Source organism: Shewanella sp. NKUCC01_JLK (assembly GCF_019345615.1).
Taxonomy (GTDB): domain Bacteria; phylum Pseudomonadota; class Gammaproteobacteria; order Enterobacterales; family Shewanellaceae; genus Shewanella; species Shewanella oncorhynchi.
This window is the reverse complement of sequence record NZ_JAHKRD010000018.1, coordinates 57892-72101: the sequence shown is the minus strand read 5'-3', so window position 1 is coordinate 72101 and position 14210 is coordinate 57892. Positions and strand designations below refer to the sequence as shown.

At 45.0% G+C, this 14210-nt stretch carries 9 protein-coding genes; 5 read left to right on the top strand and 4 right to left on the bottom strand.

Annotated elements, in window-relative coordinates; genetic code table 11:
- Positions 1-3: 3 nt before the first annotated feature.
- Both KO537_RS18195 and ppsA read right to left on the bottom strand, forming a co-directional pair.
- Entirely contained in the window at positions 4-3045 is a 3042-nt protein-coding gene (locus KO537_RS18195) for an FAD-binding and (Fe-S)-binding domain-containing protein (protein WP_219235228.1), read from the bottom strand.
- Positions 3046-3143: 98 nt separating this feature from the next.
- The gene (gene ppsA, locus KO537_RS18190) at positions 3144-5513 is read right to left on the bottom strand and encodes a phosphoenolpyruvate synthase (RefSeq protein ID WP_028759726.1); all 2370 of its coding nucleotides are present in this window, start codon (positions 5511-5513) and stop codon (positions 3144-3146) included.
- A 124-nt stretch (positions 5514-5637) separates the two neighbouring features.
- Here ppsA and KO537_RS18185 point away from each other — a divergent pair, with 124 nt between their 5' ends.
- The 4 genes from KO537_RS18185 (at position 5638) to KO537_RS18170 (ending at position 9226) form a co-directional block, all read left to right on the top strand.
- Positions 5638-6450: a pyruvate, water dikinase regulatory protein gene (locus KO537_RS18185; RefSeq protein ID WP_028759725.1), complete on the top strand. Its 813-nt coding sequence runs from the start codon at positions 5638-5640 to the stop codon at positions 6448-6450.
- 182 nt (positions 6451-6632) lie between these two features.
- Complete coding sequence (locus KO537_RS18180; RefSeq protein WP_028759724.1) at positions 6633-7697, top strand: 3-deoxy-7-phosphoheptulonate synthase; 1065 nt, start codon at positions 6633-6635, stop codon at positions 7695-7697.
- 181 nt (positions 7698-7878) lie between these two features.
- Positions 7879-8343: an acyl-CoA thioesterase gene (locus KO537_RS18175; RefSeq protein WP_219235227.1), complete on the top strand. Its 465-nt coding sequence runs from the start codon at positions 7879-7881 to the stop codon at positions 8341-8343.
- 220 nt (positions 8344-8563) lie between these two features.
- Positions 8564-9226 carry a response regulator transcription factor gene (locus KO537_RS18170; protein ID WP_028759722.1) on the top strand — a complete coding sequence of 221 codons (663 nt, stop codon included), beginning with the start codon at positions 8564-8566 and terminating at the stop codon, positions 9224-9226.
- A gap of 63 nt (positions 9227-9289) precedes the next feature.
- On the opposite strand, the gene cysB is transcribed toward KO537_RS18170, so the two are convergent.
- Complete coding sequence (gene cysB / locus KO537_RS18165) at positions 9290-10273, bottom strand: HTH-type transcriptional regulator CysB (protein ID WP_028759721.1); 984 nt, start codon at positions 10271-10273, stop codon at positions 9290-9292.
- Positions 10274-10501: 228 nt separating this feature from the next.
- On the opposite strand from cysB, the gene zomB reads away from it, so the two are divergent.
- On the top strand, positions 10502-11281 hold the full coding sequence (gene zomB / locus KO537_RS18160; protein WP_028759720.1) for a flagellar motor control protein ZomB: 780 nt from the start codon (positions 10502-10504) through the stop codon (positions 11279-11281).
- Between the two features lie 225 nt (positions 11282-11506).
- Here zomB and topA read toward each other — a convergent pair whose 3' ends face one another.
- Entirely contained in the window at positions 11507-14149 is a 2643-nt protein-coding gene (gene topA / locus KO537_RS18155) for a type I DNA topoisomerase (protein ID WP_173244486.1), read from the bottom strand.
- Positions 14150-14210: the final 61 nt, after the last annotated feature.

The window sequence follows — 14210 nt, the reverse complement described above, 5'->3', positions numbered from 1 at the left end:
CCACTAGATATTCGCTAGCTCGAGTAAGGCCTCAAGTGGATGTTTTGGCTTGTAACCGGCAAAACGTTTCACCTGGCTACGGCACGAATAGCCAGACACTAACACTTGCGGCTGCTCAATTTTTGCTAACGTTTGCTGCCAAGACATATCAAACAAGGCCTTAGAGCGCTCTAGGTTTTCCGCCTCATGACCATAAGTTCCCGCCATACCACAACAACCTAAATTGACTGCGGTTAACTTAGCGCCAAAATGGGCAAAGATTTTAGTCCACTCATTGGCGGTATTTGGCTTGGCAGTCGATTCGGTACAATGACTAAACCAAGTATATTGCTTACCTTGCGCAGCTTTTGCAGGTAAATCTTTGATGACATTCAGTAGCCATTCGTTGGCTAACTTGACCTCAAAATTACCGCGATTAGCCCCTAAGACTTCACGGTATTCATCGCGATAACACAAGACTAAGGCAGGATCGATACCGACCATGGGCATGCCCAGTTTATGGACTTGGTTCAAAAAGTCTGCACTCGACTGCGCCGTTTTAGCAAACTTATCTAAAAATCCCTTGATATGTGTTGGCTTACCATTGGGTTTGTAGGGCAATAACACCGGCTTTAAGCCGAGTTTTTCAATCAATTGGATAAAGCGCAGCACAAGACCTGAGTCATAGAAACTGTTAAAAGGATCTTGTACCACCAACACAAACTGCGAGCGCTTCTCTTCAGGAATCGCTTGCAACGCAGCTAAGTCGTAACCACGGCTTGCATGACCATCGAGTCTTTGCTTCAAAGTCGGCACAGATAACGCAGGCGCATCCACATAACCAATCGCCTGTTTAATCACCCATTGGCTCAATGGATTTTGTGCAACAAAGTTAGTGAGACGCGGTGCCGCGGCCATCAGTGGCAAGCTATCTTCAATTCCTGCAACGAGATAGTCTTTCGTGGGTCTTAAATAGCGTTGATAGTAAATATTGAAGAACTGCGCCCTAAACTTAGGCACATCCACTTTGACCGGACATTGTCCAGAGCAAGCTTTACAGGCTAAACAGCCCTTGAGCGATTCCATCACTTCGTGGGAGTAATCATAATCACGTTTGGCATTGATGGTATTTTGTATGCGCTGCAATATACCAAAAGGTTTCGCTTTTGCGAGGGCATTAACATCAACCCCTTCAGCCTCAAGCAGTCTTAGCCACTCTCTCATGAGCCCTGCACGCCCCTTAGGTGACTGCACTCTGTCACCCGTCACCTTAAACGATGGGCACATGGGCGAATAGCTACTGTAATTAAAACACAGGCCATTACCGTTACAATTCATCACATCGGGGAACGCATCACGCACATCAACGGGGATTTGTCGATCAAACTTACCGCGCTTAGCACTGTCGACATCGTAATAGAGGGCTCCTGTATCTTTAGGCGCCACCAGCTTGCCGGGATTGAGTCGGTTATCGGGGTCGAACAAACCTTTGATATCTTGCAATACACCGAAAAGTTCATCACCAAAGACAGCTGGACCGTATTCACCGCGCACGCCTTTACCGTGCTCGCCCCACATTAGGCCACCGTATTTAAGCGTCAGTGCCGCGACTTGATCAGAAATGACTCGTAGTAATTTTTCATCTTCAACATCGCACATATCGAGCGCTGGACGAACATGCAACACGCCCGCATCCACATGGCCGAACATACCGTATTGCAGATTATGCCCGTCGAGTAACGCGCGAAACTCCATAATGTAATCGGCGAGTTTTTCCGGTGGTACAGCAGTATCTTCAGCAAAGGCGATGGGCTTACGGCGTCCTTTAGTTGCACCTAATAGACCAACGGCTTTTTTACGCATGCCGTAAATTTTTTCGATACTCGGCTTGTCTTGCGTCACTTGGTAACCCAATACACCGCATTCGCCTCTATTGATCTGCTCAGTTAATACCGCTTCAAGACTCGCAAGCTTTTGCTCAACTTCTACAGTGTCGCCTGCAAATTCGACCATATTGAGGCCATCAATCACTTTACCCGGCACTTCTTGGATAAGATCAGCAACCGAATGCCAGACAATATCCTCTCGGGCTAAATTCAGGACTTTAGAGTCGACGGTTTCAACCACAGTCGCCCGCGCGGCAACTAAGGATGGCGCATGACGCAATGCCGATTGGAACGAATCGTACTTAATGTTCACCATAGCGCGCTCAGTCGGCAGCGGGGTGAGATTAAGTTTGGCTTCGGTTATCACCGCAAGCGTGCCCTCTGAGCCCGTCAGAATTCGTGATAAATCGAATTGCGTCAGGTTGTCGTTCCACACGTGTTTTAAGTCATAGCCAGTGAGGAAACGATTGAGCTTAGGAAATTGGTTTTCTATCTGAGTTCGCTTTTCGCGGCATACCGCCGCCACAGCAGAAATCAGTTTCTGCCCCAGCGGATTATCACTGACATTATCAGGGTTACACAGTAGTCTCGCATCTAGGGGATGCGTATCCAGCACACTGCCATCGATCAACACGCTACGCAGCGCCAGCACGTGATCTGACGTCTTACCATAGACCAGTGAGCCTGCACCCGAGGCATCGGTATTGATCATGCCACCAATAGTGGCGCGGTTTGAAGTGGATAAATCGGGACTAAAAAAGAATCCATGGGGACGCAATGCATCGTTAAGCGCATCTTTAATCACGCCAGCTTCGACTCGAACCCAACCTTGCTCAGCATTCACTTCGAGCACACGGTTCATGTAACGCGACACATCCAAAATCAAACCATGGGTCAGAGATTGTCCGTTAGTGCCTGTACCACCGCCCCGCGCACTGAAGGTCACGCTGCGAAATGCATCCGTGGCAGCCAGCGTCAATGCAATTTGAATATCCTGCTGATTTTTAGGATAAAGCACGGCTTGAGGTAAGAATTGATATACAGAGTTGTCGGTGGCTTGCACTAAACGGGCGCTGTAACGTTTGTCTATATCACCGGAATACTCACTTTGCTCCAGTGCATCAAGGTATGCCAAATACACTGGCTCTAATGTTTGTTGATGTGATAGCAGGGGTAGCATAGATGGCTTCTGTCAATTATCGTTATGGCGCCATTATAAACAAAAAAAAGCCGCTAAAAAGCGGCTTTTTTAACAAGTTTATAAAATTACTATCTAGATCAACCGTGCGCTTCGGCTAAATACAACCAAGTATCAATCACAGTATCAGGGTTTAATGACACTGTATCTATGCCTTGTTCTACCAACCAAGCGGCAAAATCAGCGTGATCTGAAGGACCTTGACCACAAATACCTATGTAAGCGCCCTTCGCTTTAGCCGCTTTAATGGCTAATGAAAGTAGCATTTTAACGGCTTCATCACGCTCATCGAATAAATGGCTAATGATACCTGAATCACGGTCAAGGCCGAGTGTCAGCTGAGTTAAATCGTTTGAGCCGATAGAGAAACCATCGAAATGCTCAAGGAATTGGTCTGCTAACAGGGCGTTTGAAGGCACTTCACACATCATGATGACACGTAAACCGTCTTTACCACGTTCTAAACCTTGCTCTTTGAGCAAGCCGACCACTTGCTCAGCTTCTTTCACTGTGCGAACGAATGGGATCATGACTTCAACGTTTTTCAGACCCATGTCATTACGAACGCGTTTAATCGCTTCACACTCAAGGGCAAAACAGTCACGGAAGGATTCAGAGATATAACGGCTCGCACCGCGGAAGCCCAGCATTGGGTTCTCTTCTTCTGGCTCGTATCGGTCACCACCAACCAAGTTTGCGTATTCGTTAGACTTAAAGTCTGACATACGTACGATCACTTTCTTCGGATAGAAAGCTGAACCGATAGTCGCAATACCTTCAACCAGACGGGCAATGTAGAACTCAACGGGTGATTCGTAACCAGCAATCATTTCGTTGATTTCAGTTTGCAGCGCTGCATCCTGTTGATTGAATTCGAGCAGTGCCTTTGGATGGATGCCGATCATACGGTTGATGATGAATTCTAAACGCGCTAGACCCACACCTTCGTTTGGCAAACGGGCAAAATCAAATGCACGATCAGGGTTACCCACGTTCATCATGATTTTCATTGGCAATGCAGGCAGAGAGTCAACACGGTTTGAAATCACTTCAAACTCTTGTTTACCTTCGTAGATAAAGCCAGTGTCACCTTCGGCGCAAGAAACAGTCACGATTTGACCATTCTTGATACGGTCAGTCACGTCACCACAACCCACCACCGCTGGCACACCTAATTCGCGGGCGATAATCGCCGCATGACAGGTACGACCGCCACGGTTTGTGACGATAGCACTTGCGCGCTTCATGATAGGTTCCCAATCAGGATCTGTCATGTCTGTCACTAACACATCACCAGGTTGGATTTGATCCATATCGGCGATTGACGTTAATACTTTGGCTACGCCAGTACCCACTTTATGGCCAATAGCGCGACCTTCACAGATCACAGCGCCACGGCTCTTTAAGTGATAACGTTCAATCAATTGCACATCTTCACGGCTACGAACCGTTTCTGGACGCGCTTGAACGATATACAATTTGCCATCGTTGCCGTCTTTTGCCCATTCGATGTCCATTGGACGACCGTAATGTTTTTCGATCACCATGGCTTGTTTGGCTAATTCTTCGACTTCAGCGTCATTGATAGAGAATTGACGACGTTTGTCAGCAGTCACGTCTTCAATTTTGACTTGTTTGCCGTGAGCAGCATCATCTGAATACACCATTTGGATGAGCTTACTACCGATATTACGGCGCACAACAGCCTTGTGACCTAAGGCTAAAATAGGTTTATGAACATAAAATTCATCTGGGTTTACCGCGCCTTGAACAACCATTTCACCCAGACCAAAAGATGAAGTGATAAACACCACATCGTTATTGCCAGATTCAGTGTCCATAGTGAACATCACACCTGAAGCCGCTTTATCTGAACGAACCATGCGTTGTACGCCAGCAGACAAAGCTACACCGTGGTGCTCATAACCTTGATGCACACGGTAGGAAATAGCGCGATCGTTAAAGAGTGAAGCGTACACATGCTTGATCGCTGTCAGTACGGATTCAAATCCTTTTACGTTTAAGAAGGTTTCTTGCTGACCCGCAAAAGAGGCATCTGGCATATCTTCAGCTGTTGCAGAAGAACGTACCGCGAATGACGCTTCGCTAGTTTCAGCGGCAAGTTTATCGTAAGCTTCACGAATCGCTTGCTCTAATGCTGGTTGAAATGGAGTGTCGATAACCCACTGTCTGATCTGTGCACCTACTTTAGCCAGCGCATTGACATCATCTACATCCAGTGTGGCTAGAATGTCATAAATCTTCTGGTTAACTCCGCTTTGTTCAAGGAACTCGTTGAACGCATGGGAAGTTGTCGCAAATCCGCCAGGTACTTGAACACCGGCATTGGCCAGATTGCTGATCATCTCGCCTAGAGAAGCATTTTTACCGCCAACCAAGTTGACGTCACCCATGCCTAATTCTTGATACCAGAGTACGTATTGCTGCACAGTTCTATCTCCGCAAGTTTATTTCAGTGGCCCCTTCACACGAGGGCAGCGGCATTTTACACTCCTGTCGAACACGCGTAAATCTATAATTTTATTTGTAATTTTATTACTACAAGAGGTCAGTATGGCACCAAAAGTATTCTATATCTCCGACGGGACAGCGATCACAGCTGAAGTTTTTGGTCATGCGGTTCTCTCGCAATTTCCATTAGAATTTGAGTCACTTACGATTCCATTTGTCGAAACATTGACGAAAGCGGAGCAAGTTAAGCGACAAATTAATGATTGTTTTATTACAACAGGTGAGCGGCCGTTAGTATTCCATTCCATCGTAAAAGCCGAGATCCGCGACATCATCTACTCGAGTGAAGGGGTTGATTATGATTTTTTGAATACTTTTGTGGCCCCACTCGAACAACATTTAGGTGTTTCTGCCTCTCCAGTTGTACATAGAACCCATGGAAAAGCGAATCACGGCTATGAAGCGCGTATTGATGCCATTAATTTCGCCATGGATAACGATGATGGCCAGACCATGAAACATATGGATCAAGCCGATCTGGTTTTACTTGGGGTCTCTCGCTGTGGCAAAACGCCATCGAGCCTGTATTTATCAATGCAGTTCGGCATAAAAGCGGCAAACTACCCTTTCACCGAAGATGATATGGATAACCTTAAGTTACCTGAAGCGCTGAAACGCAATAAGAAAAAACTGTTTGGTTTAACGATTGATCCCGTGCGTTTACATGAAATCCGTCAGAGTCGAATGGAGAATAGCCGCTACTCATCGCTCAAACAGTGCCGCTTAGAAGTCAAAGAAGTGGAAATGCTGTTTAAACGCGAACGCATTCCTTACATAGACACCACTAATCATTCCGTGGAAGAAATTGCCACTAAAATATTAGATGTCACGGGCCTAGAACGGCATATGTTCTAAGCCTAATAAGCCAAAATCAGCAAAAGAAACCGAGTGAATTAAGTCTAAAAGAAACTAACTTAAATCAAATTCATTGCACAGTTGCCGACAATTAACGCAATTGGCACTGTGCAACTCGGTTCGATTCGTTATAATCCGAGGCAATCTGGCGAAAAGCGCCGCACGCAAGCTCGGTATTTTGAATGACCATAAAAACAGACGAACTACGCACTTCCTTATTAGCAAAAGTCATCTCACCTGCGCAACTGGCATCTGAGTTCCCATTAACTCAAGATGCAGCCGATTATCTGGTTCAGCAACGTCGTGAAGTCGAAGCCATCATTATGGGTGAAGACCAACGTCTATTGGTGATCATAGGCCCATGCTCAATCCACGATACTAAAGCGGCATTAGATTATGCTCAACGCTTAGCCGCGTTACACCAAGAATTGAAAGATGACTTGTGTATCTTAATGCGCGTCTATTTTGAAAAACCCCGCACAATTGTCGGTTGGAAAGGATTAATTTCAGATCCCGATCTCGATGGCAGTTTCGAACCAAACAAAGGTTTACGCATTGCCCGCGAGTTGCTGCAACAAATCACTGAATTAAAATTGCCTATCGCCACCGAATTTTTAGATATGGTGAACGGTCAGTACATAGCGGATCTCATTACTTGGGGTGCGATTGGTGCGCGTACTACGGAAAGCCAAGTCCACCGTGAAATGGCTTCAGCACTGTCCTGCCCTGTTGGTTTTAAAAATGGTACTGATGGGAACATTAATATTGCCGTTGATGCAGTGCGTGCCGCACAAGTGCCACATGTTTTCTATTCACCGGATAAAGATGGCGCTATGGCGGTCTATCGCACCCACGGCAACCCGTTTGGCCATATCATCCTACGTGGTGGCAAAAAACCTAATTATCACGCACAAGATATCGAAGAAGCGCGTCAACAGCTTGCATCTGTTGGGGTAACTCAACGTATGGTTATCGATTTCAGCCACGGAAACAGTGAGAAGAACCATCTCAAACAGCTGATGGTCGCCGATGAAATTATGACTCAAATGCGTGCTGGCAGCACTGCCATCGCAGGTATTATGGCTGAAAGCTTCTTACAAGAAGGTAATCAAAAAGTCGTTGAAGGCCAGCCACTCTGTTATGGCCAAAGTATCACAGACGCCTGCTTACATTGGGACGACTCTGAAATCCTGCTACGTAAGCTCGCAGCGGCTTCCCGCGAAAGAAAAGCACTATTAACCAAATAAATCTGAAGTAAAATAAATCGTCCAATAAAAAAACCGATCTCATTTCGGTTTTTTTATTGGAAGCATAACATTATCCTCAGTCATATGCCTACTGCGCCTTAAAGCCTGTAGTTTTCTATCTTTAACCACCATAAATCTTTATAATTCGAGCTTATTTTGCTGCATTACCTTAGGTTGCTGTATGTCGCTTATCCCCATGTCCACAAACACCGAAAATACCTCACGAATCGAAGCCGCTGAAACACCTTTTCCTGACGCGATTCAAACTCGAATTGATTCCTCAGAAGCGCGTGTGATTAAAGCAGTATTTCCCTCAATCACCAACCATCACAATACGTTATTTGGTGGTGAAGCTTTAGCGTGGATGGATGAAACAGCCTTTATTGCGGCAACTCGTTTCTGCCGTAAAACCTTAGTCACAGTGAGTTCCGATAGAATTGATTTTAAAAAGCCTATCCCAGCTGGCACACTAGCAGAACTCATCGCTCGTGTGATCTATGTAGGTAATACGTCATTAAAAGTTGAAGTCAACATCTATGTCGAAGACATGTATCAAGACCATCGAGAGCATGCCATACGTGGTGTGTTCACCTTTGTTGCGGTTGACGAACAACGAAATCCTACAAAAGTGTGGACATATGGGTAGTTTTTAGACGATTTTAAAGTATAGGTTAGCCCGTACTTTCGGGCTTTCAATTGAAACCATACGGTCCATCTTTTTCCCCGTAAAACACCGACCAAAGTCTAACAACCAGAAACATATCAAAATTTTGTCCTTATTCCTGAATAAAGCAATAGGATCCTTGATTACTTTTCTGTTACATTGAGTTCAATCTTCACGCGCACCGAACATAATCATAAAAGCCATGAAGCTAGAAAACTTAAATATTATTATCGCAGACGATCATCCATTGTTCAGAAATGCACTACGTCAAGCGCTGACCAGCGCTTTCGAGCATGCACAGTGGTTTGAAGCCGACAGTGCTGACGCACTGCAATCTGTATTGGATGTTCGAAGCGTCGATTACGATCTTGTACTGTTAGATCTGCAGATGCCCGGGTCCCACGGCTATTCCACGCTTATCCACCTACGCTCACATTATCCTGAGTTACCCGTTGTGGTGATTTCAGCCCACGAGGATATCAATACCATTAGCCGTGCGATTCATTATGGCAGCAGTGGTTTTATCCCTAAATCAGCTTCAATGGAAACCCTAAAAGAGGCGCTAAGTGCGGTGTTATTCGGTGATATTTGGTTGCCTAAAGGCACTGAGATTATTGCTATCAATGACGATGCCATTGATAAAATGGCCAGCAAGTTATCCGATCTCACGCCGCAACAATATAAAGTGTTGCAGATGTTTGCCGAAGGGTTATTAAATAAACAAATAGCCTACGATCTTGGCGTGTCTGAGGCGACCATCAAGGCGCACGCGACTGCCATATTTAGAAAACTTGGCGTTCGCAACCGCACTCAAGCAGTTATTGCCCTTGCGCAACTCGAGATGGATAAAGTCGATTTATCTTAATCGCTAAACCCATAAAAATGCCACTTTTATTAGCGGCATTTTTATGTTTGTAAATCATCCAAGTTAACGCATTGGCAGATTTTTATCGGCAAACATTTCATCTATGAGCTGTTGATCCCGTAATGCTACGGCTTTCTCCACCACATCACGGGTTAAATGCGGCGCAAAGTGCTGAATAAAATCATACATATAACTGCGCAAGAAACTGCCCTTCCTAAAACCAATTTTAGTCGTACTGTGGGCAAACAAATGGCCAGCATCAATAGCGACTAAATCTTTATCAACATTTGGATCAATGGCCATAGACGCGATGACGCCCACGCCTAATCCTAAACGAACATAGGTTTTAAGCACGTCGGCACTGGTCGCACTAAAGACGACACGCGGCTCTAAATTGGCCCGATTGAACGCTTTCTCAATTTCAGAAGCACGGTCAAAACCAAAGACATAGGTCACTAAGGGGAAACGCGCTAAATCTTCGATACTAATCAAGCTGCCTTGATTGCGGGTCGCAAGAGGATGGTCTTTGGGCACAACGATAGAGCGGTTCCAGTGGTAACAAGGCAACATTATCAGATCTGAATATAAATGCATTGCTTCGGTCGCAATGGCAAAATCTGCATCACCGCGAGCCGCCTGTTCGCTGATCTGCGACGGTGTCCCTTGGTGCATATGCAAGTTCACTTTAGGATAGCGATCAATAAACTGACGAATTATCGTCGGTAATGCATAGCGTGCCTGAGTATCTGTTGTGGAAATATTTAACTCACCTTGATCTGGCTTAGTATATTCTTCAGACACTTTTTTGATACTTTCAACTTTACCTAAAATATCATTGGCAATGCTGATCACTTGCAAACCCGCAGGTGTGACATGGGTTAAATGCTTACCGCTACGACCAAATATTTGGATCCCCAACTCATCTTCAAGCATACGAACTTGTTTACTGATCCCAGGTTGAGAGGTATACAAGTTTTCAGCTGTCGCCGATACATTGAGGTTATGTTTTACGACCTCAGCAATATACCTGAGTTGTTGCAGTTTCATCTTATTTCCTTGTCTCAAACACGCAAAATGCCATTAACAACTGAGCCCTCAAAGCACTCTCAGCTATAATCAATCGTTATAGTATATAGTAAAAATTAAAGCAAATAGGAATATAGAGCACAAGTCTACAGATTCATACGACAGAAATGATAACCTAGGCTAAGATAACTATGCTAGTTTATTGATTTATTGTAGCATTAGCTCAATTGGATAAATAATGGAACATCTATGTCATTCACCTTGGTTCTGATCCTCATCGGTGCGCTTTTACTGCTTGTTATCGGAATTAACGTATTACAGCAACAAAAAGAACGTGTAGAGGCTGAGCGTCGCATTGAATTTGCCCGTCAAAGAGCAATTATCGATGAAACTGAAACTGTGTTATCAAACACAGGAATGATGCCTTGTAGCACGAATATAGTGTTGGTTTTGTACCGGCGTGTACAAGATGCCTTGCAATCTGCAACAGCGATCAGTAATGGCCAACAACAGTCAGACTACCAACGCCGCTTAGCCGATATCAATAATCAAATAACAAGCTTACAGTCTGGACAACCTCAAACTCCTCCAATTGAGAATTTCAGACTACCCGATAATGACAAGCAAATTTTAGCGCTTGTTCAAACCTTAAAAAAATTAAAGGCGATACTCAGAGCCGAGCATAATAAAGGTAAAGTCGATCCGAGCATTTTTGCTCAAGAAGAAAGCCGCATCGACAGTTTACAGCTCAGAATCAATGTCGATTCTATGCTTTCTCGTGCCCGCGCGGCCAGCTTTATGAAGCAATATGGCTCATCAAAACAAATGGTAACCAAAGCCCTATCAACATTACACGCCATTAAGGCACAAACGCCTAATGATCCCTTCATTGGGCGTAAAGTCGATGAGGCTAAACAATTACTTGATGAAATTATGGGTGCACAGAAACAATCTGAGCCCAGTGCGCCTAGACCTAAAAATGAAGAAGATGATATCGATATGCTGTTTCAACCTAAAAAGAAATGGTGATCAGTCTCTATTTGCTTACCGTTAAGTTGAATTAGCGACACATTTGCCACTCATGCTACCGTGTCATTGTTAGTCAGTTTGTATCTGTACGTGTAAAGTACTCAACATGTTTGAATTATTATCTATAGCAACAAATTAATATCGAAAAAATGCAAACAAAAAGCCAAGTCATATTTGACTTGGCTTTTTGTTGTTCTATTAGCGTTAAGCTAGCTTAATCAGTCACTATGCGCCTTTCTTGGCCTTCTTGGTAGATTCACTCACCCACTTACCATTGACGTAATGCGCAGACCAACCCGTGGCTTTGCCATCGACTTCAGTCGCAACGTATTGCTCTTTCGTCTTACGGCTAAACTTCACCGCAGCCTTATTGCCTTCATCATCAGTGACTGGCGCATCCGCTAAATACTGATACTTAGGCCATAGCAGCTCACGGTATTGAACCAGCTCCTCAACCAGAGGTGCACGGGTTTCACGTGATTTAGGGAAAGTACTGGCCGCTAAGAAGATACCCGCTGCACCATCACGTAATACGAAATGGGCATCCGATTTACTGCATTTCAGTTCGGGTAAATAAATAGGATCTTCTTTTGGCGGCGCCGCCTCACCATTTTTCAACAGTTTACGAGTATTTTTACATTCCTCGTTAGTACAACCGAAATACTTACCAAAACGACCATTTTTCAGTTCCATATCGTGACCACAGCGATCACACTCAATCAGTGGACCTTCATAGCCTTTGATCTTGAATTGGCCTTCTTCGACTTCATAGCCTTCACAGATTGGATTGTTACCGCAGACGTGTAACTTACGCTTCTCATCGATCAGGTAACTGTCCATTGCCGTGCCACAAATACTACAACGGTGCTTCGCACGCAGTGCATCTGTTTCGGCATCTTCACTGTTTTCGCTAATCGCCTCAACGCCAGGCGTGAGGTTCATCGTCGTCTTACAGCGTTCTTTAGGGGGCAATTCATAACCAGAGCAACCAAGGAAAACCCCAGTCGTTCCCGTGCGGATACCCATAGGACGACCACAGGTTGGGCACTTGATATCCGTCATCACCATTTGGTTAAGACGCATGCCACCTTCTTCAGGATCCAGCTCCGCTTTTTCTAATTGCTTAGTAAAGTCAGCATAGAAACCATCGAGTACTTTTTTCCAGTCTAACTCGCCCCGAGCCACATCATCTAATGTTTGCTCCATGCTGGCAGTAAAGTCATAGCTCATCAAATCAGCAAAACTGCTCACCAATCGTTCGCTGACAATTTCACCCATTTTTTCGGCATAGAAACGACGATTCTCAACTTTTACATAACCACGATCTTGAATCGTTGAAATGATGGTTGCGTAAGTTGATGGGCGGCCAATGCCGCGTTTTTCTAATTCTTTTACTAAAGAAGCTTCGCTGTATCGTGCTGGCGGCTTAGTAAAATGTTGTTTAGGCAGCAATTCTTTTAATGCTAATACATCGCCCTGTGCCACGAATGGTAAAGTATTGTCTTCTTCGTTTTTCTTCTTAAGCGCTGTTTGTACGCGAGTCCAACCATCAAAACGTAAGGTACGTCCCGTGGCTTTGAGCTCATAATCACCCGCTTTTACGGTCAACTTAGTGGCATCATATTGTGCAGGTGTCATTTGACATGAGACAAACTGGCGCCAAATAAGCTCATATAAGCGCTGAGCATCACGCTCCATGTCAGATAAGGTCGCTGCTTGCACTTGAACGTTTGATGGGCGAATCGCTTCGTGAGCTTCTTGTGCGCCTTCTTTTGATCCGTATCGAATCGGTTCGGCGGGTAGATACTTATCACCAAATTCTTTGGCAATCATATCGCGCAAGTTTTCAACGGCTTCTTGACTCAAATTGGTCGAGTCGGTACGCATATAAGTGATATGACCAGCTTCGTAAAGTCGCTGCGCCATCATCATGGTCTTCTTTACACCAAAACCTAAACGTGTACTCGCGGCCTGTTGCAGTGTCGACGTAATAAAAGGAGCCGATGGTTTACTTTGAGTCGCTTTATCTTCGCGGGCCAGCACAGTAAAACTTGCCGCAGATAACGCTTGAACCGCAGCCATCGCTTGCTGTTCATTGATAGGATTAAAGGCAGCATCTAGATGCTTAACCACTTCCATCCGCAAAGCTTCTTGAGCGGGCGTATTGAGCTCTGCGTGTACATCCCAAAATTCTTCAGGCACAAAGGCTTTGATTTCGCTTTCGCGTTCGACCACTAAACGCACGGCAACCGACTGCACTCGCCCAGCGGATAAACCACGAGCGACTTTTTTCCACAGCAGAGGCGACACCATAAAACCGACAACTCTGTCTAAGAAGCGGCGCGCTTGTTGGGCATTAACCATGTTAGTGTCGAGTGTCGACGGTTTACTAAAAGCATCTTGAATCGCAGACTTAGTAATTTCGTTGAAAACAACACGTTGATACCGTGAAGGATCACCACCAATCACCTCTTGCAAATGCCAGGCGATAGCTTCTCCCTCACGGTCTAAGTCGGTTGCGAGATAGATTTGGTCAGCAGAATCGGCAAGTGCCTGTAACTCTTTAACGACTTTTTCTTTACCCGGCAAAATTTGGTACTTAGCCGCCCAGCCCTTTTCAGGGTTTACGCCCATACGAGACACTAGCGCTTGCTGATCTTTCACCTTTTTATATTGAGCTTTTTCTTCTGGCGACATCTTCTTAACTTCGGCAGCGGATTTAACCTTTTCATTGCCTTCTGAAGTCGATGATGTCGGCAGATCACGGATGTGACCTACGCTCGATTTAACGATGAATTCTTTGCCAAGATATTTATTAATAGTCTTAGCTTTGGCCGGTGATTCGACAATAACTAGCGATTTACCCATAGTTTAATTTGCGCCAAAAAATCTCAAGAAGGTGGAAATTGGCACCATATATAGAGGGTTG

Bases quoted from the DNA above. Each gene is read 5' to 3' on its own strand.
- KO537_RS18195 (WP_219235228.1), bottom strand. From the start codon at position 3,045: ATGCTACCCCTGCTATCACATCAACAAACATTAGAGCCAGTGTATTTG.
- KO537_RS18185 (WP_028759725.1), top strand. From the start codon at position 5,638: ATGGCACCAAAAGTATTCTATATCTCCGACGGGACAGCGATCACAGCT.
- KO537_RS18180 (WP_028759724.1), top strand. From the start codon at position 6,633: ATGACCATAAAAACAGACGAACTACGCACTTCCTTATTAGCAAAAGTC.
- KO537_RS18175 (WP_219235227.1), top strand. From the start codon at position 7,879: ATGTCGCTTATCCCCATGTCCACAAACACCGAAAATACCTCACGAATC.
- KO537_RS18170 (WP_028759722.1), top strand. From the start codon at position 8,564: ATGAAGCTAGAAAACTTAAATATTATTATCGCAGACGATCATCCATTG.
- cysB (WP_028759721.1), bottom strand. From the start codon at position 10,273: ATGAAACTGCAACAACTCAGGTATATTGCTGAGGTCGTAAAACATAAC.
- zomB (WP_028759720.1), top strand. From the start codon at position 10,502: ATGTCATTCACCTTGGTTCTGATCCTCATCGGTGCGCTTTTACTGCTT.
- topA (WP_173244486.1), bottom strand. From the start codon at position 14,149: ATGGGTAAATCGCTAGTTATTGTCGAATCACCGGCCAAAGCTAAGACT.